This is a genomic window from Streptomyces sp. TLI_185, assembly GCF_003814765.1.
GTDB lineage: Bacteria > Actinomycetota > Actinomycetes > Streptomycetales > Streptomycetaceae > Streptomyces.
This window is the reverse complement of the sequence record NZ_RKRB01000001.1, coordinates 10,054,097-10,076,593: the sequence shown is the minus strand read 5'-3', so window position 1 is coordinate 10,076,593 and position 22,497 is coordinate 10,054,097. Positions and strand designations below refer to the sequence as shown.

The 22,497-nt window shown below is 69.7% G+C and carries 25 protein-coding genes and 3 pseudogenes; 12 read left to right on the top strand and 16 right to left on the bottom strand.

Annotated features, from left to right (window positions below; translation table 11 throughout):
• The first annotated feature begins 99 nt into the window (after positions 1–99).
• Positions 100–477: a helix-turn-helix transcriptional regulator gene (locus EDD92_RS46330; protein ID WP_123969887.1), complete on the top strand. Its 378-nt coding sequence runs from the start codon at positions 100–102 to the stop codon at positions 475–477.
• Positions 478–565: 88 nt separating this feature from the next.
• Here the strand turns inward: EDD92_RS46330 and EDD92_RS46325 are convergent, their stop codons facing one another.
• The 4 genes from EDD92_RS46325 to EDD92_RS46310 form a co-directional block, all read right to left on the bottom strand.
• Positions 566–1,108, bottom strand: a complete 543-nt coding sequence (locus EDD92_RS46325; RefSeq protein WP_123969886.1) for a DinB family protein — start codon at positions 1,106–1,108, stop codon at positions 566–568.
• 96 nt (positions 1,109–1,204) lie between these two features.
• Positions 1,205–2,260 (bottom strand): ArsO family NAD(P)H-dependent flavin-containing monooxygenase, encoded by a 1,056-nt coding sequence (locus EDD92_RS46320; RefSeq protein ID WP_123969885.1) that lies wholly within the window; start codon positions 2,258–2,260, stop codon positions 1,205–1,207.
• On the bottom strand, positions 2,257–3,027 hold the full coding sequence (locus EDD92_RS46315) for an aquaporin (protein ID WP_123969884.1): 771 nt from the start codon (positions 3,025–3,027) through the stop codon (positions 2,257–2,259). The genes EDD92_RS46320 and EDD92_RS46315 overlap by 4 nt, the downstream gene beginning before the upstream one ends.
• A 38-nt stretch (positions 3,028–3,065) precedes the next feature.
• Positions 3,066–3,374, bottom strand: coding sequence for a helix-turn-helix transcriptional regulator (locus tag EDD92_RS46310; protein WP_123969883.1), 309 nt, complete (start codon positions 3,372–3,374; stop codon positions 3,066–3,068).
• A gap of 90 nt (positions 3,375–3,464) precedes the next feature.
• On the opposite strand from EDD92_RS46310, the gene EDD92_RS46305 reads away from it, so the two are divergent.
• From EDD92_RS46305 to EDD92_RS46295, 3 genes and pseudogenes are all read left to right on the top strand, one after another.
• Positions 3,465–3,878, top strand: coding sequence for an arsenate reductase ArsC (locus tag EDD92_RS46305; protein WP_123969882.1), 414 nt, complete (start codon positions 3,465–3,467; stop codon positions 3,876–3,878).
• Positions 3,875–4,102 (top strand): annotated as a pseudogene (locus EDD92_RS46300) (NAD(P)/FAD-dependent oxidoreductase); the annotation flags it as partial. The gene EDD92_RS46305 and the pseudogene EDD92_RS46300, both read left to right, overlap by 4 nt.
• A gap of 143 nt (positions 4,103–4,245) precedes the next feature.
• A pseudogene (locus EDD92_RS46295) lies at positions 4,246–4,653 on the top strand (Fur family transcriptional regulator); the annotation flags it as partial.
• Positions 4,654–4,753: 100 nt separating this feature from the next.
• Here the strand turns inward: EDD92_RS46295 and EDD92_RS46290 are convergent.
• Both EDD92_RS46290 and EDD92_RS46285 read right to left on the bottom strand, forming a co-directional pair.
• Positions 4,754–5,461: a cation transporter gene (locus EDD92_RS46290; protein WP_123969881.1), complete on the bottom strand. Its 708-nt coding sequence runs from the start codon at positions 5,459–5,461 to the stop codon at positions 4,754–4,756.
• Positions 5,462–5,463: 2 nt separating this feature from the next.
• Positions 5,464–5,799, bottom strand: a complete 336-nt coding sequence (locus tag EDD92_RS46285; RefSeq protein ID WP_123969880.1) for a helix-turn-helix transcriptional regulator — start codon at positions 5,797–5,799, stop codon at positions 5,464–5,466.
• Positions 5,800–6,237: 438 nt separating this feature from the next.
• Between EDD92_RS46285 and EDD92_RS46280 the strand changes: the two genes are divergently transcribed.
• Positions 6,238–7,614: a YibE/F family protein gene (locus tag EDD92_RS46280; protein WP_123970859.1), complete on the top strand. Its 1,377-nt coding sequence runs from the start codon at positions 6,238–6,240 to the stop codon at positions 7,612–7,614.
• Between the two features lie 243 nt (positions 7,615–7,857).
• On the opposite strand, the pseudogene EDD92_RS46275 reads toward EDD92_RS46280, so the two are convergent.
• The 4 genes and pseudogenes from EDD92_RS46275 to EDD92_RS46255 all read right to left on the bottom strand — a co-directional run.
• Positions 7,858–8,157, bottom strand: a pseudogene (locus EDD92_RS46275) (lantibiotic dehydratase); the annotation flags it as partial.
• Positions 8,158–8,251: 94 nt separating this feature from the next.
• A complete protein-coding gene (locus tag EDD92_RS46270) occupies positions 8,252–9,466 on the bottom strand; it encodes a S53 family peptidase (RefSeq protein ID WP_123969879.1) in 1,215 nt (404 codons plus the stop codon).
• Positions 9,467–9,863: 397 nt separating this feature from the next.
• Positions 9,864–10,400, bottom strand: coding sequence for a GNAT family N-acetyltransferase (locus EDD92_RS46265; RefSeq protein WP_123969878.1), 537 nt, complete (start codon positions 10,398–10,400; stop codon positions 9,864–9,866).
• A gap of 324 nt (positions 10,401–10,724) precedes the next feature.
• The gene (locus EDD92_RS46255) at positions 10,725–11,585 is read right to left on the bottom strand and encodes a helix-turn-helix transcriptional regulator (RefSeq protein WP_123969877.1); all 861 of its coding nucleotides are present in this window, start codon (positions 11,583–11,585) and stop codon (positions 10,725–10,727) included.
• A gap of 87 nt (positions 11,586–11,672) precedes the next feature.
• Here EDD92_RS46255 and EDD92_RS46250 point away from each other — a divergent pair, with 87 nt between their 5' ends.
• From EDD92_RS46250 to EDD92_RS51770, 5 genes are all read left to right on the top strand, one after another.
• The gene (locus tag EDD92_RS46250) at positions 11,673–12,434 is read left to right on the top strand and encodes an SDR family oxidoreductase (protein WP_123969876.1); all 762 of its coding nucleotides are present in this window, start codon (positions 11,673–11,675) and stop codon (positions 12,432–12,434) included.
• Entirely contained in the window at positions 12,431–12,613 is a 183-nt protein-coding gene (locus tag EDD92_RS46245; protein ID WP_185124345.1) for a hypothetical protein, read from the top strand. The genes EDD92_RS46250 and EDD92_RS46245 overlap by 4 nt, the downstream gene beginning before the upstream one ends.
• 193 nt (positions 12,614–12,806) lie before the next feature.
• Positions 12,807–13,016 (top strand): 4-oxalocrotonate tautomerase family protein, encoded by a 210-nt coding sequence (locus tag EDD92_RS46240; protein ID WP_123969875.1) that lies wholly within the window; start codon positions 12,807–12,809, stop codon positions 13,014–13,016.
• 330 nt (positions 13,017–13,346) lie between these two features.
• On the top strand, positions 13,347–13,778 hold the full coding sequence (locus EDD92_RS46235; protein ID WP_123969874.1) for a hypothetical protein: 432 nt from the start codon (positions 13,347–13,349) through the stop codon (positions 13,776–13,778).
• A 99-nt stretch (positions 13,779–13,877) separates the two neighbouring features.
• The gene (locus EDD92_RS51770) at positions 13,878–14,003 is read left to right on the top strand and encodes a hypothetical protein (RefSeq protein WP_260327210.1); all 126 of its coding nucleotides are present in this window, start codon (positions 13,878–13,880) and stop codon (positions 14,001–14,003) included.
• Here the strand turns inward: EDD92_RS51770 and EDD92_RS52620 are convergent.
• The 3 genes from EDD92_RS52620 to EDD92_RS46220 form a co-directional block, all read right to left on the bottom strand.
• A complete protein-coding gene (locus EDD92_RS52620) occupies positions 13,961–14,305 on the bottom strand; it encodes a hypothetical protein (RefSeq protein WP_399185558.1) in 345 nt (114 codons plus the stop codon). The genes EDD92_RS51770 and EDD92_RS52620 overlap by 43 nt on opposite strands.
• 912 nt (positions 14,306–15,217) lie before the next feature.
• Positions 15,218–15,439, bottom strand: a complete 222-nt coding sequence (locus tag EDD92_RS46225) for a helix-turn-helix transcriptional regulator (RefSeq protein WP_123969872.1) — start codon at positions 15,437–15,439, stop codon at positions 15,218–15,220.
• Positions 15,439–15,930 carry a DUF2975 domain-containing protein gene (locus tag EDD92_RS46220; protein ID WP_123969871.1) on the bottom strand — a complete coding sequence of 164 codons (492 nt, stop codon included), beginning with the start codon at positions 15,928–15,930 and terminating at the stop codon, positions 15,439–15,441. The genes EDD92_RS46225 and EDD92_RS46220 overlap by 1 nt, the downstream gene beginning before the upstream one ends.
• A gap of 309 nt (positions 15,931–16,239) precedes the next feature.
• Between EDD92_RS46220 and EDD92_RS46215 the strand changes: the two genes are divergently transcribed.
• On the top strand, positions 16,240–17,361 hold the full coding sequence (locus tag EDD92_RS46215) for a PP2C family protein-serine/threonine phosphatase (protein WP_123969870.1): 1,122 nt from the start codon (positions 16,240–16,242) through the stop codon (positions 17,359–17,361).
• A gap of 1,085 nt (positions 17,362–18,446) precedes the next feature.
• Positions 18,447–19,679: a PP2C family protein-serine/threonine phosphatase gene (locus EDD92_RS46210; RefSeq protein WP_123969869.1), complete on the top strand. Its 1,233-nt coding sequence runs from the start codon at positions 18,447–18,449 to the stop codon at positions 19,677–19,679.
• On the opposite strand, the gene EDD92_RS46205 is transcribed toward EDD92_RS46210, so the two are convergent.
• The 3 genes from EDD92_RS46205 to EDD92_RS46195 form a co-directional block, all read right to left on the bottom strand.
• Positions 19,666–20,250 (bottom strand): hypothetical protein, encoded by a 585-nt coding sequence (locus EDD92_RS46205; protein WP_123969868.1) that lies wholly within the window; start codon positions 20,248–20,250, stop codon positions 19,666–19,668. The genes EDD92_RS46210 and EDD92_RS46205 overlap by 14 nt on opposite strands.
• A 378-nt stretch (positions 20,251–20,628) precedes the next feature.
• Positions 20,629–21,144, bottom strand: coding sequence for an FxLYD domain-containing protein (locus EDD92_RS46200; RefSeq protein ID WP_123969867.1), 516 nt, complete (start codon positions 21,142–21,144; stop codon positions 20,629–20,631).
• A 330-nt stretch (positions 21,145–21,474) separates the two neighbouring features.
• A complete protein-coding gene (locus EDD92_RS46195; protein ID WP_123969866.1) occupies positions 21,475–22,440 on the bottom strand; it encodes a YafY family protein in 966 nt (321 codons plus the stop codon).
• Positions 22,441–22,497: the final 57 nt, after the last annotated feature.

Here is a 22,497-nt window from a genome sequence, read left to right as displayed (position 1 = left end):
ATCGACGAGCGTCAACATAGACATTTGCCGAATCAGGCACGGGAGGTGGGATGCGGATCACCCTGGCCAGCCTGGTTCGACGTATGTCAACATAGATGCATGTCGAATACGAAGGTGCTGCCGCTGCTCGAACCCGAGGCGTCCGAGGCCGTGGCGCCGTGCTGCCCGCCACTCACCGAGCGCCCGTTCACCGCGGAGGAGGCCGAGACGGCGGCGCGGATGTTCAAGGCGCTGGGCGATCCGGTTCGGTTGCGGCTGTTCTCGGCGGTGGCCTCGCACGAGGGCGGCGAGGCATGCGTGTGCGACATCTCCGACGTGGGCGTGTCCCAGCCCACCGTCTCCCACCACCTGAAGAAGCTCAAGGAGGCCGGGCTGCTGACCTCCGAGCGGCGCGGCACCTGGGTCTACTACCGGGTCGAGCCGTCGGTGCTGGATGCGATGGGCAAGCTGCTGACCATAGCGCCGGCCGCGGCCTGACCTCGACCAGGAACGCAGTGGGTCAACTGCCGTGTTCGGCCCGCCCGCTGCGCGAAGCGGGCGGGGCCCTTGGCGGTGCGTGTGCGTGTCACGTGTGCGTAGGGCCCAGGGTGAGTTGGGCGCGGTGGAAGTCGTAGTGCTGGGTGGGGTAGCGGTACAGGTCCGCGCGGGTCATCCAGTCCTGGAAGTAGGGGTCCCATCGGGGTGGGTAGTGCATGCCGCGGCTGAGGGAGTCGGTGCTCTCCCGGTCAAGGCGCTGCTGCAGGGCAGCGAGGGTGCGGTTCATCTTTGCTCCCATGCGGTGGTGGTTGTAGTAGAGCGAACCGGCCGCGGAGCTGAGGTAGTTGATGATGTGGAACGGTCTGGCTGCGGCGTCAAGCAGACGGGCGAACGTTCTGCCGACGACACCAGGCAGCCTGGCGAAGACGCCCAGCAGGGTCAGGAGCACGCGGACGAGCATGTAGCCGAACAGCATGTGGAACAGCAGTTGCTCATTGGTCCAGCGCGTCCCGTCTGTAGGTCGGCGCAGGTCGGTGGGGCTCGCCTCGGCGCGGAGGCGATGGAAGTCGGCCCGGACGCGCTCCAGCTCGGCGTGGAAGGCCCGCCGGTCAAGTGGGCTTCGCTCTTCCATGGCGTACACCCCCGTCGCGCTCGCTTCTCCCGTCCGGATGCTGCCGGATGCTTCGAGAATGATGATCCTCGCTGACCGGCCCATGAGCCAGAACTCTTACGCAAGCACGTCGGCGATCTCGCGAGCCGCGTCGCGGGCGGGGCGGCCGGCACCGATGAGGGTGGCGGAGGCGGGGCCGGTCCAGTCGCCGTAGCCGAGCAGGTGCAGGCGCGGCTCGTCCGCCGCCCGCGTGCCGGCGGTGGCGATGCGGCCGCGCCGGCCGCGGAGCTGGAGCGGGGCGAGGTGGGAGAGGGCGGGCCTGAAGCCGGTGCACCAGATGACCGCGTCGGCCACGGCTCGGGTTCCGTCCGCCCATTCCACGCCGCCGGGGACGAGGCGGGTGAACATCGGGCTCGCCTTGAGCAGCCCACGGTCGCGGGCTTCGCGGACGCTCGGTACGGCGACGATGTCACCGAGGGAGGCGACGCCTCCGGTGTCGGTGCGGCCTGCGTCGAGGGCGCGGCGGCGGGCGGTGGCCGCATCGAACAGGGCGCGGCCGTCGACCTCGTCGTCCAGGTAGCGGGGTGGGCGCTGGGTGACCCAGGTGACCTCGGGGTCGTGGGCGAGGTCGGCGGCGATCTGGGCGCCGGAGTTTCCGCCGCCGACCACGATCACCCGGCGGCCCGTGAAGCACTTCGGGCTGCGGTAGTCGACGGTGTGCAGCTGACGGCCGCCGAAGTCCCCACGGCCGGGGACGGCGGGGAGGAAGGGGCGCCACCAGGTGCCGGTCGCGCTGATCACGGCGCGGGCGCGCCAGGGGCCGGAGTCGGTTTCCACGCGCAGGAGCCCGCCGTCGCGGTGGACACCGAGGACGCGCACCGGTCGCTCGATGGGCAGCTCGTACCGCTTCTCGTAGTCGGCGAGGTACTCCACGACGTGCTGTGCGTCGGGGTACTCCTGGCCGGCCTGCGGTGGCATGAGGCGGCCGGGCAGTGAGGAGTAGGCGGCCGGGGAGAACAGGTGCAGGGAGTCCCAGGTGTGCTGCCAGGCTCCGCCCGCCGTGGTCTGGGCGTCGAGGATGACGAAGTCGAGGCCGAGGCGGCGCAGGTGGTATCCGGCGGCGAGCCCGGACTGGCCGCCGCCGATCACCACCACCTGGGAGGTGCGCGTCACTCGGCGGTGTCCCGCCCGGGCAGGAAGATGAGCGCCACCAGTGCCAGACCAACCACGCCGCCGATCAGCTGCATGCCGATGAAGCCCACGAGGGAGCCGGGCGCGATGCCCGCGAAGGTGTCGCTGAAGGTGCGGCCGATGGTCACCGCCGGGTTCGCGAAGGACGTCGACGAGGTGAACCAGTACGCGGCGCCGATGTAGGAGGCGACGGCCACCGGGGCGAAGCGCAGCTGGTCGGTGCGGGCCAGGCCGAAGATCAGCAGGATCAGGCCGGCGGTGGCGACGACCTCGCCGAGCAGCAGGTGCCCGGCGGAGCGGTCGTGGGTGGACCACTCCACGAGCGGCTTGCCGAACATCGCGTCCGCCAGGATCGCGCCCGCGATCGCACCCCCGATCTGCGCCGGCACGTAAACGGCGGCCTCGGGGATGGTCACCCCGGCGGCGCCGCGCCGGCCCGTCCACCACTCGGCCAGCGTGACCACGGGGTTGAAGTGCGCGCCGGAGACCGGGCCGAGCAGGAGGATGAGGACACCGAGGCCGAAGACGGTGGCCAGGGAGTTGGCCAGCAGCTGCACACCGACGTCCTGGGTCAGCTCGGTGGCCTGGATGCCGGAGCCGATGACCACCGCCACGAGGGCTGCGGTGCCGACGAGTTCGGCGGCGGCGCGGGCGGCCAGCGGCCTGCGGGGCGGGGTGGCGCCCGGAGCGGGCTGCGATTCGGCGGACGGTATCGCCGATTCCGCGGCGGACTCGTGCGTGGCGGTCAACGAAAACTCCTTGGTGCAGTCGCCGGGGCGGCGAGGGATCAGGGGCAGGACCGCTTGTTGTCGGCGGCACTACGGGCGGACTCGGCCAGCTCGGCGAACTGGCCGGCAAGCGAGGCGATGACGTCCGCGCGCAGCCTGTAGTAGATGAACCGGCCACACGGCTCCGTCTCCACGACCCCTGCCTCGCGCAACACCTTCAGGTGGTTGGAGAGGTTGGTCTGCTTGGCACCGGTCTCCTCCACCAGGTGGGTGGTGCACAGCGTCTCTTTGGCGAGGAGGGTCACTATCTGGAGCCTGAGCGGGTCGGCCAGAACCCGGATCAGATCAGTGTCGACTGACGTCAGCATGCACTGATATTGTCACATCAGTGGTGACTGACACCACCGGGTGCTGATGTCATTCGCGCCTGATGTCTCATGAGACAAGAGAGACCTCTGATGTCCGCCAAGCCCTCCGTGCTCTTCGTCTGTGTCCACAACGCCGGCCGTTCCCAGATGGCCGCCGCGTGGCTGACCCACCTGGCCGGGGACCGCGTCGAGGTCCGCTCCGCCGGCTCCAACCCGGGCGCCAACGTCAACCCGGCCGCCGTCGAGGCGATGCGCGAGGTCGGCATCGACATCTCCGCCGAGGCCCCGAAGATGCTGACCGTCGACGCGGTCAAGGAGTCCGACGTCTGCATCACCATGGGCTGCGGCGACACCTGCCCCGTCTTCCCCGGCAAGCGGTACCTGGACTGGCAGCTGGAGGACCCGGCGGGCCAGGGCGTCGAGGCCGTACGTCCGATCCGGGACGAGATCAAGGTGCTCGTCGAGGGCCTGATCAAGGAGATCGCGCCGGAGCCCCAGGCATGAGCACGAGTGCCGACACGAGTCCGGAGATACGCAACGTCATCGTCATCGGCTCCGGCCCCGCCGGATACACCGCCGCCCTCCACACCGCCCGCGCCTCCCTGAAGCCATTGGTCTTCGAGGGCGCGGTCACGGCCGGCGGCGCACTGGTCCAGACGACCGAGGTGGAGATCTTCCCCGGCTTACGCGACGGCATCATGGGCCCCGACCTCATGGACAACATGCGGCGGCTGTTCGCCTCCTACGCGGTGCCGAAGATGCCGCCGAGCTTAGCCATCACGGCCGTCGCCACGGCCGTCCACGCCGCGACGTTCCTGATCCGACGGCCCGCCCACGTCCCCCGCGCACGATCCACGGTCCCCACGGGAACATGAGTTCCCGAGCGAGGCACGCCGATGGCACGCCCCCGGCCACGCACCCCACTGACGTCGCGCTGATCGGCCGCCACACCCAGCAACGCTCGGTCGTCCTCGCGGCGTTCATCCGCGCCGACGGATTCGTCGGCGCCCGGGCCCTCCACGCCCAACGCGCCGCCGACGGCACACCGGTCGGCCTGTCCACGGTGTACCGCACCCTGACCGCCCTGGCCGGCGCCGGCCGGGCCGACCTGGTCCGCGACACAGGCGGTGAACGCCTCTTCCGCCACCGCCCCGGCCCCTACCACCGCCACCACCTCATCTGCACGGAATGCGGCCTGAGCCGCCCCGTCGACTCCGACCCGATCGAGGACTGGGCAGAGAGCGTCGCCCACGACTCCGGCTTCGCACACGTCCGGCACGCGGTCGAACTGTCGGGAGTGCGCCCGGACCGAACTCTCGGGAGTGTGCCCGGACTGCGGACCCGCACATGCGACAGCCGAACGAGGGTGACGGCAGAGGTCAGTCGCAACAGCCGCACGCGTCGTCCGGCTCAGGACGGGCAGCCGGAATCGCAGCGGTCGTCGGGGTGGAGCAGCACGCGTTTCCGCGCCAGGCGTCGCGCCCTTCCTTCAGTGCGACTGCGGCGATGACCAGGGCAGCGACTGGATCCGCCCAGGACCAGCCGAGAGTGGCGTTGAGGACCAGCCCGACCAGGAGCACCGCGGACAAGTAGGTGCACAACAAGGTCTGCTTGGAGTCCGCCACCGCCGAAGCTGAGCCCAGTTCCCGCCCTGCCCGGCGCTGGGCGGCGGACAGGACCGGCATGACGGCCAGGGAGACGGCGGCCAGCACGATGCCGGGCAGGGAGCGGGTTGCCTCGCCGGTGCCGGTCAGGGCATGTACGGCGTCGACGGCGATGTAGGTGGCGAGCGCGAAGAATGAGAGCGCGATGATCCGCAACGCGGTCCTTTCCCTGGCCTCGCGCACCGCGTGCTCGCGGGCGGAGAACTGCCAGGCGACGGTGGCAGCGGAGGAGACCTCGATGACGGAGTCCAGGCCGAAGCCGATCAGCGCGGTGGACGAAGCCAGGGTGCCGGCGGTGAGGGCGACGCCCGCTTCGACGGCGTTGTAGGCGATGGTCGCGGCGACCAGCAGCCGTATACGCGTGGCGAGGGCTCCCCGCCTGCCCGGATCGGGGCCGCGGGAGCGGGATATCTCCGCGGCCATGGTCAACAGCACCCCTTGTCGTCGGCATCGACGCACGTCCGGTCGCCCTCGACAGCGACCACGGCGGTGCGCAGGTCGTCGAGGGCGCGACCGAGGCGTTCGTCGGCGAGTTCATAGCGGGTGCGGCGGCCGTCGGGGACGGTGACGACCAGACCGCAGTCGCGCAGGCAGGCGAGATGGTTCGACAGCCTGGTGCGCGAGACGGCCAGCGCGTCTGCGAGGTCGGCGGGGTAGGCGGGTGCTTCCCGCAGGGCGAGCAGGATGCGACAGCGGATGGGGTCGGCGAGCGCCCGGCCGAACCGGGCCAGCACCTCGATGTCGGAGGCAACAGTCAGCACACGTTCGACAGTACACGCGATCCTGAATTCAGGGAACCATGAACTGAGTGGAGTGATGGCCGCCTCCGGCCACAGGAAGGTCCATGATCCAGGCACGGCGAACGGAAGGCTCCCGATGTTCTCGCGGCGATCGTGACTGAGTCCAGGACACGGCCGTTCCCGTACCCTTCCCCAGAGCCGCCGCGCAGGCCCGGCTCGGGAGGGGGCACGGACAACCGCGAGGGAGACGGCATGGGAGCGGCTGACCGGCAGAGCGCCGGGGACTGGGACGGCGTCGGCAATCTGCCCCCGGCCAGGGACGGACACGCGAACGAGTACGCACACGGCTACGCATACGGGGACGCTCCCGCGTCGTCACCTCATCCCGACTACGGCCACCATGCCGGCGCTGGCCAAGTCCCCTCCTCTGCGGCCGCACGCCACGACCACACCCCGGTGATGGGCAACGGACGCACCACAGCGACTGACACCGGACATCACTCCGACCACGGCCCTGGAGGGGGCGTCGGCGGTCATGGACACAGCCACAGCCACGGGCCGGCCACGCCGGTCTCCCGGCACCTGCGCAAGGTCATCGCGGCCATCCTGATCCCCTTCACCGCCGCCGTCGTGGTGGGGCTCGTGGTCCTGTGGCCGGGCGGTGCGCCGCCGCACAAGCGCACCGGCGTCGGCTTCGACCGGCAGACCCAGCAGGCCACGGTCACCAGAGTCCTCGAAGTGAGCTGCAAGTCGGTGAACGCTTCCGGTGAGACCCCGACCGGCAACACCTCCACCGCCGAGGGCACCTCGGCGCAGCAGGAGGCGAACGGCACCTGCCACAAGGCCACGATCCGGGTCGACACCGGCAAGGACAAGGGCCGTACGTTCACCGAGATCGTGCAGCCGGACCAGTCGCGGCAACTGCACCAGGGCGAGAAGGTCGTGGCGGCCTACGAACCCTCCGCGCCGAAGGACCTGCAGTACTCGGTCGCCGACGTGAACCGCCGCTTCCCCATGGCGCTGCTGGCCGGCATATTCGCGCTCGCCGTCGTGGTCGTCGGGCGGCTCCGCGGCGTGATGGCGCTGGTCGCGCTGGCCATCAGCTTCGGGGTGCTCAACTTCTTCATCCTGCCCGCGATCCTGCAGGGCTCGAATCCGCTGCTCGTGGCGGTGATCGGGTCGAGCGCCATCATGCTGATCGCCCTGTACATCTGCCACGGGCTGTCGGCCCGTACGTCGGTGGCCGTGCTCGGCACGCTGGTCTCGTTGGGGCTGATCGGCATCCTCGGCTCACAGTTCATCGACTGGGCCGCACTCACCGGCAACACGGACGACAACACCGGTCTGATCCATGGCCTGTATCCGTCGATCGACATGAGCGGCCTGCTGCTCGCCGGCGTCATCATCGGCTCCCTCGGCGTGCTCGACGACGTCACCGTGACCCAGACGTCGGCCGTCTGGGAGCTGCACGAGGCGAATCCGTCGATGGGCTGGCGGGGGCTCTACCGGGCGGGCATCCGTATCGGCCGCGACCACATCGCATCCGTCGTCAACACCCTCGTCCTCGCCTACGCCGGCGCAGCACTGCCCTTGCTGCTGCTCTTCTCCATCGCGCAGAGCGGCGTGGGCACGGTCGCCAACAGCGAACTGGTCGCCGAGGAAATCGTGCGCACGCTGGTGGGCTCGATCGGCCTGGTCGCCTCGGTGCCGGTCACCACGCTCCTCGCCGCTCTGGTGGTCTCGGCCGACCGCGCACAGGCGGCGCCGGCACCAGCGACGGTCGACTTCGCTCCGGCGCTGGCACAGAGCGGCCGGGGGCGACGCCGCAAGCCCTGATCACCCGTCGGCGCTCACGCGGAATCCCACCACTGCGCTGGACAGGTCGCCGCCGGCTCCTCCCGCCACCACCGCCGCCAGTCCTCGGTAGGAGCGGCGCTGCTCAGTGGCGCTGGATGCGTGAGCGGACGGTCCGGCACAAGGTTCCATCAGCGGGATCGGATACGAAGTCGCATGGCGCTGATCAGGTGAATCAGCAACTCGCGGCAGCGTCGAGCACCACCCGGCCAGTATTCGATCCCACTCCAAGTGCGGTGGCACACGGGGTTCGTCGGGGCCCGTGTCCAGGGCGTCGATCAACGTGTCGGCGAGGGCCACCTCGGCGCGGTCATCGAGCGCGGCGGCCTGCGGCAGCCGTACGAGGGCGTCATCCCGAGCGGAAACGCGTGGCCGACGGGCGCCGGGCGGAGTGTCCGGGTAGCCGACGCCGCTGTCCGCGGCGACTTCCTGGAGCGACAGCATCGTGCCGATGCTGTACCGCTCGTAGAACCGCTGGTGATACGCGCCCCACGCCGCGGTGCCGTACGGGCGGGGCCGGAGCCGGCATCGTCGCCGGCTCCGGCCCGGTGGCGGAGGACCAGGAGTGCCGTGGCACGGGATCCGGCGGCCCTCCGCGGGGTGCACGCAATGGAGATGGTCAGCCGGTGAACGCGGCACTGCCGTCAGGGACGCCGAGCCCGGACGGGCCGTCGTACCCCGTGGTGCCGGTGCAGAGGTAGGAGCCGCCGCAGCTGCCGTTGGAGCCGCTGGTGACGTCGTACAGGGCCGAGGTGTGGGCGTACGGGAAGGACGCCGGGTAGGAGCCGGTGGACGGGGCGCCGGCCAGCGCGTAGACCGCCGCGATCAGCGGGGAGGAGGCGCTGGTGCCGCCGAAGACCATCCAGCCGGAGCCCTGGGCGTAGGTGTCGTACACCGCGACACCGGTGTTGGGATCGGCGACCGCCGAGACGTCGGCGACCGTGCGGTTCGCGCAGCCGGAGTCCTTCTGCCAGCTGGGCTTGGCGTCGTACGCGGAGCAGCCGGAGCCCGCCCCGCTCCACACCGTGTCGGTCCAGCCGCGGGAGTTGGACGCGGTCTTCAGGGATGTGCCGCCCACAGCCGTCACGTACTTGGAGGCCGCCGGGTACTCGACGCCGTAGCCGCCGTCACCGGAGGAGACCGTGATGGCGACGCCCGGGTGGTTGAAGTAACTGGAGTCGTAGGTCGCGTCGTTGGAGGACTCGGAGCCGCCGTAGCTGTTGGAGACGAACTTCGCGCCCAGCCTGACGGCGGTGTTCACGGCGGTGCCCAGGTTGGTCATGGTCGCCGAACTGGCCTCCACCAGGAGGATCTTGCAGTTCGGGCAGGCCGCACTGACCATGTCGAGGTCGAGGGATATCTCCTCGGCCCAGCCGGAGTTGCCGCGCGGGTACCTGGTGCCGCCGCTCTGGTCCACCTTCTTGAAGCAGCCGTTCGCCGTGGTGCAGGCGGACAGGCCGTACTGGGAACGGTAGACGGCGAGGTCGGACTCGGCGTTCGGGTCGTCGTAGGCGTCGACGATCGCCACGGTCTGCCCCGAACCACCACTCGCGGAGGGCAGGTTGTAGGCGGACTGGAGCGAGGCGGGGCCGTAGCCGGAGGGAGCGGCAGCGGCCGCCAGGGTGCTCTCGGCGTGCGCCGAGGCGGGGGTGCCCGCAGTGACCTGAAGGGCGTTGCAAGCCATCACGTCCTTCTTCGTCGGAGCCGCGCAGGCGCGGGCGACGGAGACGCCATGGGCCGCGGTGGCCTGGGCTGCCTGGCCGATGGGGGCGGCCAGCGCGAGGGTGGCCGTGGCGAGCGTGGCCACCGCGGCGAGGGAAACGGTTCTGCGCAACGTACTTCCTCCACAAGGTGGGTGAACCGGGAAGGGGTGTGGGGGGTGCGCGGTACAGCCTCGGCGCGGGGTGTGCGCCAGGGCCGGGCAGAACCTATGAATGTCGGGGCCACGTCAACAAGATGCATTTGAAAGTGGAACCGTTCCTTTGCCTTTCCTGGGTGGTTCATGTGATGTTCCTGAGCAAGTCATGGCCGAAAGTCGGCTCGACGATGGCTTGACCGAGCCGGGGCGGCCGTTCTCGGCTCACAGGAGACCGCGCTTGGCAGCGCTCCGCTTCGACGCCTCCGTGCTCGCCGAGTTCGCGACTCTGGTACGGCAGTTGGCCCGGAGGCACCTGTGCGGGATGCGTGATCCCATGTCGCCGCGCTGGGTGCGCCTCCCCGAAGCGGGCCCGTCACATGGGGAGCGAGAACAGCCGTACCGGCCCCGAGGGCCAGCGGGCATCGTCGCGCAGAGGCGTCACCATGGTCCGCAGCGGCATGGTCACCAGGCGGTCTTCGGGTTGTTCGACGAGTACGTCCTTGTCGAGCGGGTGCCATCCGAGGCGCTGGTAGAGCGCCACGAGGGCAGGCCGGCAGAACAGGAGCGCATGCTGGGGACCCATCGTGCGGGCGTGCTCCAGTGCAGCCGTGACGACGAGCCGAGCCAGGCCCTGACCTTGCATGTCAGGTGCGACGGCCACCCCTCCGACGCCCACCACCTCTGTTTCGGCGTCGCCGATCGCGACAGGCAGTCGCAGCAGGCCGGCGTGTGCCACGAGCCGGTCTTCGTGTCTGACGCCGAAGTGTTCCTCCTTCGGCAGCCAGGTCAGACCGGCCGAGGCGACACCGAAGGGATCATCGCCGTCGCCGAGGATCTCCTCCTGGTCCGCCTTCGTGTACTGGCGGAGCCGCACCACAGTCGGTGCCACAGCGGATCGGTTCTCGGACATTCCCACATGATGATCTCTCCACCGAGCAGTTTCCAAGCGATGCCCAAGCCGATCTACGCCGTCCAGAGCAGGGTGTGCCTTGGGCAGCCCGCAGCTACGGCCTGAGCACGATCTTGCCGTGGGCGTGCTTCTGTTCCAGCTCGCGGAGGGCGTCTCGCACCCGTTCCCGCGGATGGGCACGGGCGATCGGCACCTACCACTGCCCGCGCACGGCGAATCCTGCAGAAGGCACCACTTCATAGGAGGCCGGCTCCGATTCTTCGGAGGCAGCCACCTCTCCTGGAAGCCGGTGATCCAAGCTGAGGTTGTGAGGGGCAGAACCCTTCAGCGCGTCGAATCGACGATTTGCTGGGTGCCGATGACCGTGAGCAGGTCGAACAGGTCGGCGCTGTCCGTGCCGACTGCGGGGGTGAACCAGAGCAGTCGTTGTCGGCCGTCCTCACTGAACAGGTTGAGACAGTTGACCTGGATCAGACCGAGCGTCGGGTGGTTGAGGCGTTTGCGGTCGTCTCGCCGGAACGCCACGTCGTGGCGGCCCCAGAGCACGGCGAATTCGGAGGAGAGGTCGAGCAGCGCACGGATCATCGAGCTGACTTCGGCGTCCTTCGCGTCCCGCCTCGCGGCGGCTGCCCGCAGATCAGCGACGAAGGCGCGGGACTGGACCTCGTGGTCGGCTTCCGGGTAGAGCCGCCGGGCTTCGGGGTCGGTGAACCACCGGTACACGAAGCTGGCCCGGGCGCCCCGGAAACCGGACTGGTCTCCGAGCAGGGCCACCGCGAGCGGATTCTGCACCAGAGTGACGTGCAGGTCAGTGATCACCTGCGCAGGTGTCGACGTCAGGCGCTGGAGCAGATCGAGCATGCCGGGGTGTACGTGCGAGGCGGCTCCGCCGTGCACGGGCACCGGGCGACCCGCCAGATGGTAGAGGTGGTCGCGTTCGTCGGCGGTCAGACGCAGCGCCCTGGCCAGGGCGGCAATCATCTGCTCGGACGGCTGGGACCCGGCTCCGCGCTCCAGCTCGTTGTAGTAGTCCACCGATGCCCCGGCAAGCTGGGCGACCTCGTCACGCCGCAGCCCGGGCACCCGGCGACGGGGCCCGGTGGGGAGCCCCACCTCGGCCGGACGGATGCGTTCCCGCCGCGAACGCAGGAAGGAACCCAGTTCGGAGTATTTCGCAGCAACCATGTGCTCCATTCTGTGCTCGGCCGGGGCCACGGACACAGGGGATGACATCCCCTGGTTCCGCCGGTCGGCGCCGCTCACCCTGGAGGCATGAAGACAGCTCCTTCCACCCGTTCCTCGCCGGCCACACGGGTCGCCGTGGTCACCGGAGGATCACGCGGCATCGGCCGGGCGGTCGCCCGGAAACTCGCCCAGGACGGCCTGGCCGTCGTGGTGAACTACGCCCGCGAGGCGGCTGCCGCCGAGGAGACGGTGGCAGCCATCACCGCTCACGGCCGGCGGGCGATCGCGGTTCAGGGCGACGTGGCGGACGAGAACGCGGTCGCCGCACTGTTCGACCAGGCGGAAAAGGAGTTCGGCGGCGTGGATGTCGTCGTCAACTCCGCAGGCAGACTCGCTCTCTCGACCGTTGCCGATCTCGACCTGGCGGTGCTCGACGCTGTGCACCGCACCAACATCCGGGGGACTTTCGTCGTTGCCCGGCAGGCAGCCCGGCGGCTGCGGACGGGCGGCTCGTTCGTGGGGTTCTCGACCTCCGTGGTAGGGACACAGTTCCCGGCCTACGGTGCGTACGCGGCGAGCAAGGGCGCCGTCGAGGCGATGACGCTGATCCTCGCCCGCGAGCTGCGTGGCCGTGACATCACCGTGAACACCGTCGCTCCCGGCCCCACGGCCACGGTTCTGTTCCTCGAAGGCAAGACGGACGACGAGATCGACCGGCTCGCCAAGGCCCCGCCATTGCAGAGGCTGGGCACTCCGGAGGACATCGCCCACGTGGTCGCCTTCCTCACCAGTCCTCAAGGGCACTGGGTGAACGGCCAGATCCTGCGCGCCAACGGCGGCATGGTGTGACGACACAGCCGAACTTCGTGGTCGTCACCGGCGCGTCGAACGGCCTCGGTCACCTCACCGCACAAGCCCTGGCCGAGGTCGGCCACACCGTCCGCGCCGGCATGCGCGCGAGCACTGGCCGCGACAGCTACGCCGTCGCGGCGCTCACCGAGGTGAAGACGGAGCGCGGCTGCGGATAGCCGTGTCCGGATCGTCGGCCTGCCCCCATGGCGAAGGTCCGTTCGGCACCCCATATCGGTCCGAGCCACGGCTGCTTGCTGCGCACGCCCGTCGCTGACCACTCCAGCACCTTCCGGGGAACGGCCACCGGCCTCACCCCTCGGACAGATACTTCCGCCTCCGCGGAAGAATTCGATTCAAGGAGAAGCATCCATGCCTTTCGCTCATTTCAAGGTCCCCGCCGGCACCATCACCGCAGAGGACAAGAAGAAGCTCGTCGAGCGCACCACTGACCTGTACGCGGAGATCTACGGTGAGCGGGCCCGCCCCACCACCGTCGTACTCGTCGACGAAGTCGCCGACGGCGGCTGGGGCGTCGCGGGCAACGTCCTGACCGCCGCCATGCTCAATGGCGACGCCTGACTCCGATCACCGTCCGTGGCCCGGCACCGCAATGCCGGGCCACGGACGGCCAGAACTACCGCAACCTCCGCGCCCGGCCCGACCAGGCGACCATCTTCGCCATCTCAACCACCGCCCGCCGTTCCACACCCTGGAGATCCAGGCGACGGCAGGGTTCTCCGACGACACCGACCACTCGTTCTTCGCCGAGCTGCTGGCCTCGTACGGGCAAAGGCCGAAGACATTCAGTGCTCAAGCTGCCGAGGACCGTCCAAGCGTCGTCAGCCCCTTCGCCCTCGGCAGGACATCGGCGACGACCACTGTGAGCGTTCTGCTCCTGCTGGAGACCCCGTGGCGGCGCTCAGCGCTTGGTGGTTCATGGGGCAGGGCATCAAGCCCGCAACCGTGCCCGGGCTCCTGTTGATCATCGTCGGCGCCATTGTCATGGTGACGAGCGGCGTCGCGGAACAAGCCATGGCCCAGCAGGGCAGACAGCGCAGTACGGGAATACCGCCGTACCCGGCCCACACCCCCGACCCAACCCAGTCTCCACCCGCACTGCGGCACCCGACGTTCCCGGACTCCGCCGGACAGGACCCCGGAGGGGACTGGGCAAGGTACACCGGGGACGAGAGCCCAACGGTCACCCTCACCGCCTATCACGGTGCGGGGGCGTTCGGCACGCTGTTCTTGCGCATGGCGCGCATGCCACGCAACGAGGAAGGGGAGCCGAACGTCGACGGTCCCGCCGAGTCGTGGGCGGACCACGGTCGGCGGCGGTAGGCCGCCCATCCGGGCGTCAAACCCGTAGGGACCGTCAAGGACAGCACCGGGCGCGGCGGGACCGCCCTGGAGTTCGCGGAGGCCAGGAGCGTCGGCAGGGTGATCGTCGACCCGAAGACGAGCTCCATTCTGGAGTACACCTTCACGTGGACTGCGGGAGCCAGCAAGGGCAAGGTCACCCGTCAGACGTACCTGGCGGTGGGCTTCACGGACAAGATCGGCTGACACCGGACCGGCAGGGAGGTCCTCGAACGACGGAGGGCGCCTGGGGGCGTGCAGCGCCCAGGCGCCCTCGGTCCGTTGTTCCCGCTCCTGACGATCAGTGGGCGGTCATGTGGGCGAGGGTCTGCTCGGCGCTGTCGGGGGCGAAGGCGCCGTCGATTCCTTCGGCGGGCTCCCTCGGCCGCTTCGACGGAGCGTGGGATGAGGATCTTCTCGTACGCGGTGACGGCGTCGTCGGCGGTGGCGTGTTCGGCGAGGGCCTGAGCGAGGTCGGCGCCGTCGCGCATGGCGAGGTTGGCGCCCATGCCGGAGAAGGGCGACATCAGGTGGGCGGCGTCGCCCAGCAGGGTGACGCCGGGGGTGGGTTCCCAGGTGTGGGGCACGGGCAGGGCGAACAGGGGGCGGTTGGTGTAGCCGGTGTCGGTGATGTAGCCACGCAGGGCGGGGCTCCAGTCGGCGAACCGGTGCAGAGGGGCGTCGCGGACGGCGGCGGGGTCGGTGAGGTCGACGCCGGCCTGCCGGTGCCAGTCCTGGGGAGTGCGCATGCCGACGTAGACGCGGATGTGGCCGTCGCTGTTGCGCTGGGCGACGAAGCCGAGGTTGTTGTCGAGGGCCATCATCGTGCCGTTCCCGGTCAGGGCGGCCAGTGACGGGTGGCGGGTGTCGTCGGCGTCGTTCAGGCCGGTCTCGACGAAAATGACGCCGGTGTAGTGCGGGACTGCGTCCGTCAGCACGCGGGCGTACGCGGGACCAGGCGCCGTCGGCACCGACGCCGAGGCCGGTCTCGGTGCTGCGGCCGTGGGCGAAGTGCAGGCGGTGGCGGCCGTCGCCGAGCGGTTCGGCGCGCTCCAGCTGTGGCCCCATCGGACGGTGCCGGCGGCGAGGGAGCCGAGCAGCAGGTCGCGGAGCTGCCCGCGGTCGATCTCGGGGTTGCCCTGGCCGTCCTGGGGCGGCGCGGCGTCGAACAGGACGCGGCCCCGGCTCCGGCATGCCGACACCGTGATCGTCCCCGGCTGGGCGGACACCGACGAGGACCCGCCCGCCGATCTCGTCGGCGCGGTGCGTGGCGCACGCCGCGTAGATCGCGAGGATCGGGCACCTCGGCCAGTCGCTGCAGCAGGTCCGGGATCTCCTCGGGTACGGCGCCGGGATGCTCGCTCGCGGAGTTGGTCAAAGGCGAGCGGCGGGATCGGCGCTGACGCGCCGACGGGTACGTTTCATGCGCCCGCGGCGTCCTCGGCCTCCCAGCGCAGCAGGTCGCCCGGCTGGCACTTGAGCACCTCGCAGAGGGCGGCGAGCGTGGTGAAGCGCACCGCCTTGGCGCGGCCGTTCTTGAGTACCGCCAGGTTGGCGGGCGTGATCCCCACGCGCTCCGCGAGCTCGCCCACGGACATCTTCCGCCTGGCCAGCATCACGTCGATGTCGACGGTGATCGGCATCAGATCACCTCGTCCAACTCGGCCTGCATCTGCGCCGCTTCGACGTCGCGCGCGACGGCCTGGGCGAGCAGCATCCGCAGCACGAGCACGATGAGCGCGACCCCCAGGATGGCCAGGCCGATCCCGCCCATGATGACGGTGACGCCCGGATCGTCCCGCTGGCCCGGCGCGTTGACGGCCGTGACCGCGAACCACACGAGGGCAGCCGCCACGATCGCGCCGATCACGCCGTCCACGTACCGGAAGGCGGCGTGGGAGAACACGGTTCCGCGTCGCACCATCGTCACCAGCCGCCATACGCAGACCAGGGCGACCTGGACCGACACCATGCCCAGGATCGTGATCACGCGCAGCGCGGTCAGCGGGAGCGACCCGTCCTCCGGATCGCTGCCGCTGACCAACACCCACACGATCCCTGCCTGTACGAACACGGTGCCGGCGAGCACCACCCCGAGCACGGCGCGCAGCGCACGCACTGCCAGCTTTCCCATGACTCACCCTTCCATCGATTCACAATAGGAATCTATCGAGTTTCGATAGCAAGAACAAGCGCTGAGATGGAAGTGGGCGGCGGACTCCGACCATGGGGGGACACCCCCGGCCCCCTCCCCCGGCATGGCTGCACACGAAGGTTTCTTGGCGAAATTGGCCTCACTCAGCCGCAAATCGGACCAATGGAGGGCGGAACCACCGCGGAGTTCCGTGGTACCGCCCCCGAATCGCTTCCCGGACGCGGCACGCCCGCCAGTCGCCGACCGCTCGCCCCTCCCGTATGCAAAGACAGGTGGGACGCTTAGGGCATGGCCCTTCGACCACGGCCGGACTCCAAGCGTTCCTGGCAGCCGGGTCACGCACCCGCGCTTCTCCTGATTCCGCTGGGGCTGATCGTCACAGTCTGTGTCGTGGATGTGCTGTCTCCGCCGCACGTCCACCTCGGTCCGCTGCTCGTGGCGGCACCCGCGATCACGGTGGCGTTCGCCGGCGCCCGCGTCACGGCCCTGATGGGGGCTCTCGCGGTGGCGGCCCAGGTGCTGATCGGCGTGCTCAGAGGGGTCCTGCCCACCGCCAACATCCAGGCCCAGATCGCCGCCCTCATCGTCGTCTCCAGCATCTGTGTCACCATCTGCGTATTGCGGGACCGGCGTGAGCAGCAGTTGCACCGGGTGCGGTCGGTGGCCGAGGCGGCGCAGAGTGTGCTGCTGCAGCCACTGCCCACCCACACCGGCCCGCTGCGGATCGCCGGCCTGTACATCCCCGCCGAGGAAGAGGCCGACCTGGGCGGAGACCTTTACGCCGCCGCACGTACCGCCGACCACAGCACCCGGCTCCTCATCGGCGATGTGCGCGGCAGCGGCCTGGCCGCGATCAACAACGCCGCCCTGCTGCTGGGCGCCTTCCGCGCGGCCGCCCATCGGCAGGCCACCCTCCCCCGCCTAGCCGTCCACCTGGACGCCGCGTTCCGTTGGGACACCAGCCAGTGGCGATCACGGGCGGAGCCGGACACCAACGAGGACTTCGCCACCGCCACACTGCTCGACATCCCCGACCACGAGCCGGTCGTCCACCTCATCACCTGCGGCCACCCACCGCCGATCCTCCTGCGCGGCAGTCGGCTCACCCCTCTCACGGCCGAGGCGAGCCACCTCCCGATCGGATTCGGCGGGGTCTTCGGCATCACCGGCTACGACGTCGAGACCTTCCCGTTCGAGGTAGGCGACCTGCTACTCCTCTACACCGACGGCGTCATCGAAGCACGCAACGCCGACGGACTCTTCTATCCCTTCACCGAGCGGGCGCCCGAGTGGACCAAGGACGACCCCGACGAACTCCTTCGCCACCTCCAGGACGACCTGCTGGCCTACGTCCACGGACACCTCGACGACGACGCGGCCGCAGTCGCCATTCGCCGCCTGGCCGTCTGAACCCCGGCCACCTGGGCCGTCCGCGCGGCCGCCGGAATCCGCTCATCCTCGCCCCGGCCAAGACGTGTCAGCCCAGGGAGTGATGGCATGCCTCCCTTCCTGCTCGGCGACCTTGCCCGGGAACGGGTGCGCAGCTCGGGCGGGCAGACGAATCGTGGCGCCTTGGCCCGATGCTTACGCGCCGTTTCGGCTCAGCACAGGTGCTGGGCTCTTCCCGGTTTGAGAGTCTGAGGCGACCCGAGTCCGAGGACTCAAGCCCGAAGGACTCAAACGACGTGACTGGCACTCTTGAGCCCACGGAATCCAGGCCCCCGCAGCTCTGGCAGGTCGACTGCAAGCTCATGGAAGAGCCGACCCCAGGTCATGCCTTTTCCGCTTGACGGTGACCAACGACTCAGACGTACCGGTGCAGCGGTGGACGGTGTCCTCAGCCTGCCAGTCGGCATGCATGCCTATGGAGAAGGCACCGAGTTCGACATTCACCCCGAGCCCTCCGTGGCGCACGGCCCGCCGAGTCTGTTCGAGGTGGACTGCCTGGGGGACGCCTACTGGTGTTCGGCCACATGGAGAACGGCGTTGTCGACGGTGACGCCGAGGACGCCGGCGTCCAGCCGCTCGCGGTGGCCGAGGCCGACGGCATCCCCCATCTCGTAGGCGTCGGGCCGCCGGAACGCTGCGCGGACACAACGCGCCAGGACTGACCGCAGTGACCGCGGCCAAGGTCGTCATCGACGCCGACGCCCCCGAAGTAGCGGTCGGCGTCGACGGCGAATCCCGCTCCGTCCGCACGCCGGTCACCTGTCGTATCCAGCCGACCGATCTACGCGTCCACGTGCCACGCCACCGCCCCGGAGTGCCTGACACGAAGCCGTCAAGGGACTGGCGCACCCTGCTCCGACTGGCATTCGGACGCCGCCCACCCCGGCGCCCCGGACGGTGACATGGTCCAGACGCTGCCGCGTCGGCACTCGGCCGGTGGCCAGATCACGGTCATCCCACAGCAGAGCAGTGTTCCGGCCCGATGGCGTATTTCCCTCTATGGTGGGAGATCACCCGACGGCCGTCCGTGTCGAGGCAGGCAGCACATGTGGGAACCGCAGATCGACTACGCGGAGGTCTTCCGTGCCCTGCCCGGCATGGTGGCGCTGCTGACGCCCGATCTCGTGTACGCCGATGCCAATGAGGACTTCCAGCGGCTGGCCGGTCGAACCCGCGAGCAGCTGGTGGGCCGCTATATTTTCGACGTCTTCCCCGAGAACCCGAACGATCCGGCTGCCGCCGGCATGCGTGAGACCCGGGAGTCGATGCTGCGCGCGGTGGCCACCGGCGAGCGCGACACCATGGCGGTCATCCGGTACGACATCGAGGATCCGCAGCGGCCCGGCCATTGGGAGGAGCACTTCTGGAGCCCGGTCAACGCGCCCGTCCTCGACCCCGACGGGCGCGTGGTACTCATCGTGCACCGGGTCGAGGAGGTCACCGAACTGATCCGCGCCCGCGGCGGAACCGGAGGCAGCGACCGCCAGGCCCGGGTGCTGGAAGCCGAGCTCTACACCCGCTCCCGCGAATTGCAGGAAGTCAACGAACGCCTACGCCGGTCCCACGCCCATGAACGCGAAGTCGCCCTGGCCCTGCAGGAAGCGATGATGCCCGCCCCCGTCCCCGTCGGGCGCCACCGGGCGGCCGTGCGCTACCGGCCCGCCATCAGTGCCTTGAATGTGTGCGGCGACTGGTACGACCTGGTCGACCTGCCGGGCGACCGCCTCGCCATCGCCGTCGGCGACGTCGTCGGCCACGGCCTCAAGGCCGCCTGCGTCATGGGACAGCTGCGCAGTGCACTGAGCGCAGCCGCCAGAGTCGCCGACGGCCCGGCCCGGGCCCTGGAGGTTCTCGGCCTGTACGCCCGCTTCGTCGAGGGCGCCGAGTCGGCCACCGCGGTGAAGGTCTTCATCGACTGGGACAGCAACACCATCAGCTACAGCAGCGCCGGCCATCCGCCACCCGCCCTGCTCGATCCCGACGGCGCCGTGACCTTCCTCGACCAGGCCACCGACCCGCCGCTCGGAGCCCGCCCCGAGCACGTCCCGCGCCCCGAAGCCACCATGTCCTTCGCTGACGGCGCCACCCTCGTCCTGTACACCGACGGCCTGATCGAACGCCGTACCGAGGACATCGACACCGGTCTGGCCCGCCTCACCGACTCCCTGACCCGCCACCGCCTCGCCGACCCCGAAGCCCTGGCCGACGCCCTCCTGGCCGGCCTCCTGCCGGCCGAGGGCAACACCGACGACATCGCCCTGGTCGTCATCCGCCTGTGACCCGCCTCCTCCCCCGCCACAGCCACACCCCGCCCGCCCCCAATGACTTAGCCGCCGGCGTGATGCCCAGGACCGGCCAGTTGCTACCGCCCAGGCGCAGGTCGGTGGCGAGGACTCGCACGATCAGCACAGCGGGGAGCAGGATCGAGAGCACGGCGCGCAGGACACCGGCCACGGACCCCGGGCACAGGCAAGAGCGCCGGTGCGGGACGGGGCCGGGCTCTGCAAAGTAGAAACGGGTGGCGCGGTCCATGAGGCGGACGGTGGCCCGCTCGTACGACGTCGCCATGTACGGCATCCAGACGAGCGGTGCCACCAGGCCGACGACGAAGATCACGCCCAGCAGCAGCCAGCGGGCCGCCTGGACCAGTCGGGGGTGACGTCCGGTGGCCTGGTCCGGGGTGATCAGACCGAGCAGACGGGCCACACGCAGGACCAGGTTCCACAGGGTGACGAACCTGCGCGGGCGGCCACCGGGCGCGGGGCCTGCGTCGGCGGTGTCTTGAACCCGCCGGGACACCCCCGTCCGGCCCCCGTCGCGGGCGTCCAGCGCCGCATCGGCCCGCGACATCGTCGTAGACCCCCTGGAGGACGAGGAGTTCGGCCCCGCGCTCGCGGGTGGTGGGGTCGCGGCCGTCCAGGGCGGCGAGTTCCAGCATTGTGCGAGCTTGGCGGAGAAGGGCGGCGCAGAACGCGACTGGGACGAGGAGCATGAACGGGCCGCCGACAAAGGCGCCCTCAGTCACAGTGGCGCGAGTGCCCCGGGAAACCACCCTGGCGCGCAGGGCGGCGGGATCGGCCTCGGGGAGAGCGGCCACCGTCCGGTGGGCCACGGGGCCCAGTCGCCGTACCGCGAACAGAGCCAGGACCTCAGGGAGATGTCCGGGATCGGCGAGTATCTCCCGCAGGAGGGACCGGGCGAGGCCGGGCTCCATTGCGGGGTCGGCGGTCAATACCTCAGCGCCCTCCCGGCCTCAGCCTTCACCTTGCCGGACAGCTCATGCGTGCTGCGTGCGGTGCCCGTACCTGACTTGCCGGCCGGTACCTTCGAGACGGTGACGACGACCGTGTCGAGGAGATTGCCGCCGGAGTCCTTGAAGTTGACCTGGACGGCGAACGACTTGGTGGAGTCCCCGGTGTTCTCCGCCGTGACCTCGACTGTCGTCCGTCCGTCGGAGGCAGTTGCCGGGGCGCCGAGCCGCACGTCGCCTCGCGCATCGACGCCACCCTTGATCTTGTCGAGCGTGCGTCCCGCCTCCGCGGTCGCCGACGCGAGCGCCTCGGAAGCCTGCGAGGCAAGGGAGGAGACCGCGGCCGTGGCCTGGCCCCCCACCGACTTGGCCGCGGAGGCGGCCTTGCTCACGGCGGAAGACGGGCTGCCGTCGTCCGAGCAGGCGGCCAGCGCGGCAGCCATGATCGCCGTGAGGATCACGCCCGTGGCCCAGCGCGTGCGGTGAGGGGCCATGTCTCCTCCAGCTTCGGGCGCCTCGATGTCCTTCCAGTGAAAGGCCGTCAGCAGACATCCGCATGCGGGGCAACCCAATCGGCGCAGCCTGACCTGGGATGAAAGTGTGATGGCTTCTTCCGATCCCGCGTTTGTCCTTGCTGCTCTACAAGGGGCGTACTGGCTCAGCTCGCCGATGCACACCGCGGACGAGCGCCGGCCATGTACTCAGTAGGCACTCGCGCGTCTTCCGTCGTCGGGAGGGCAACGTTTCGGCGGGTCGTGGGTAGCCATGCCAACTGAACTCGCACTGCCGTGACCAACCGCCGACCCAGCTCTTGGTGTTGCGGGTCAGGACGTTGGTGGCGGCGCATAGTGGTGGGCAAGGTTGGTGGCGAGGTCGCGGAGGTGAGCCCTGGCTTCGGTGGGGCCGTGCACAGTGATGGCGCTTCCGAACGGCAGTAGTGCTCGCACGTCCTCCAGGTGCAGGAAGCGGATTGTTACCTTGTGACCGGTGGCGGATTCCTCATGGTCGTCCCGGACGAGTCGTTGGCCAAGGATCCGTTGCGCTCGCTCGATCTGTGTGTGGTCGATGGTGGCGCTGACCTCTATCGCATGGTTGTGTTCCCACTGATCAACGAGCGCTGCAGCGACGGTGGCCAGGGTCTGGTTCTCGCGGATCCGTCGTGGCTGGTCGACTTCTTTCCACGCCGTGATCCGTTCGAGTCGGTACATCCGTGGCACTCGGGCACAGTCGGCGACGAGGTACCAGATGCCCGCCTTGGCGAACAGCCCGTAGGGATCCACGACCAGGACGCGTAGGCATGATTCGTGGGGGCTGTCGTACTCGATCCGTAGCCGGCGACCTCGCCGCACTGCGCCGATCAGCGAAGCCGGAGTCGTGCCGGAAGTATGTGCCTGGAGCCAGGGACGGCTGTCCACGTGCACCACGTCGGTGAGCGGCAGGAGCTCCTGAACTCGACGTGACTGTGTAGCAGCGATCTTGGAGAGCGCGCGCCGGCTTTCGACGGATGCGTTGAGCTCCGCACGTTGTTTCTCATCCAGCCCGGTGAGCGACAGATGATCGCGCTCGCCCGGTGTGAGTCGCGTGAGGTCGAGCCCGGACCCGGGCAGCATGCTCACGCCTCCGAGGCGGCCCCGTTGTGCGGTCACCGGTAGACCGGCGTCGCGGAGCCAGTTCAGGTCCCGGGTGATGGTTCGAAGGGACACCCCGAGCTCCGAGGCAAGTTCCTGTGTGGTCACGGCATTCCTCGATGCCAGGAGCAGCATCAGGGAGAAGAAGCGGTCTGGGGTCACACACCAAGTTTTTCAGGAATTGCGACATGATGCGGCGCATATCCCGGTCAGGCTGGC

What these genes read in the sequence shown, in the direction of transcription:
- EDD92_RS46330 (WP_123969887.1), top strand. Translation starts at nt 100, where the DNA reads ATGTCGAATACGAAGGTGCTGCCGCTGCTCGAACCCGAGGCGTCCGAG.
- EDD92_RS46325 (WP_123969886.1), bottom strand. Translation starts at nt 1,108, where the DNA reads ATGGAAGAGCGAAGCCCACTTGACCGGCGGGCCTTCCACGCCGAGCTG.
- EDD92_RS46310 (WP_123969883.1), bottom strand. Translation starts at nt 3,374, where the DNA reads ATGCTGACGTCAGTCGACACTGATCTGATCCGGGTTCTGGCCGACCCG.
- EDD92_RS46305 (WP_123969882.1), top strand. Translation starts at nt 3,465, where the DNA reads ATGTCCGCCAAGCCCTCCGTGCTCTTCGTCTGTGTCCACAACGCCGGC.
- EDD92_RS46290 (WP_123969881.1), bottom strand. Translation starts at nt 5,461, where the DNA reads ATGGCCGCGGAGATATCCCGCTCCCGCGGCCCCGATCCGGGCAGGCGG.
- EDD92_RS46280 (WP_123970859.1), top strand. Translation starts at nt 6,238, where the DNA reads ATGGGCAACGGACGCACCACAGCGACTGACACCGGACATCACTCCGAC.
- EDD92_RS46265 (WP_123969878.1), bottom strand. Translation starts at nt 10,400, where the DNA reads ATGTCCGAGAACCGATCCGCTGTGGCACCGACTGTGGTGCGGCTCCGC.
- EDD92_RS46255 (WP_123969877.1), bottom strand. Translation starts at nt 11,585, where the DNA reads ATGGTTGCTGCGAAATACTCCGAACTGGGTTCCTTCCTGCGTTCGCGG.
- EDD92_RS46250 (WP_123969876.1), top strand. Translation starts at nt 11,673, where the DNA reads ATGAAGACAGCTCCTTCCACCCGTTCCTCGCCGGCCACACGGGTCGCC.
- EDD92_RS46240 (WP_123969875.1), top strand. Translation starts at nt 12,807, where the DNA reads ATGCCTTTCGCTCATTTCAAGGTCCCCGCCGGCACCATCACCGCAGAG.
- EDD92_RS52620 (WP_399185558.1), bottom strand. Translation starts at nt 14,305, where the DNA reads ATGGGCGCCAACCTCGCCATGCGCGACGGCGCCGACCTCGCTCAGGCC.
- EDD92_RS46225 (WP_123969872.1), bottom strand. Translation starts at nt 15,439, where the DNA reads ATGCCGATCACCGTCGACATCGACGTGATGCTGGCCAGGCGGAAGATG.
- EDD92_RS46220 (WP_123969871.1), bottom strand. Translation starts at nt 15,930, where the DNA reads ATGGGAAAGCTGGCAGTGCGTGCGCTGCGCGCCGTGCTCGGGGTGGTG.
- EDD92_RS46215 (WP_123969870.1), top strand. Translation starts at nt 16,240, where the DNA reads ATGGCCCTTCGACCACGGCCGGACTCCAAGCGTTCCTGGCAGCCGGGT.
- EDD92_RS46210 (WP_123969869.1), top strand. Translation starts at nt 18,447, where the DNA reads ATGTGGGAACCGCAGATCGACTACGCGGAGGTCTTCCGTGCCCTGCCC.
- EDD92_RS46205 (WP_123969868.1), bottom strand. Translation starts at nt 20,250, where the DNA reads ATGTCGCGGGCCGATGCGGCGCTGGACGCCCGCGACGGGGGCCGGACG.
- EDD92_RS46200 (WP_123969867.1), bottom strand. Translation starts at nt 21,144, where the DNA reads ATGGCCCCTCACCGCACGCGCTGGGCCACGGGCGTGATCCTCACGGCG.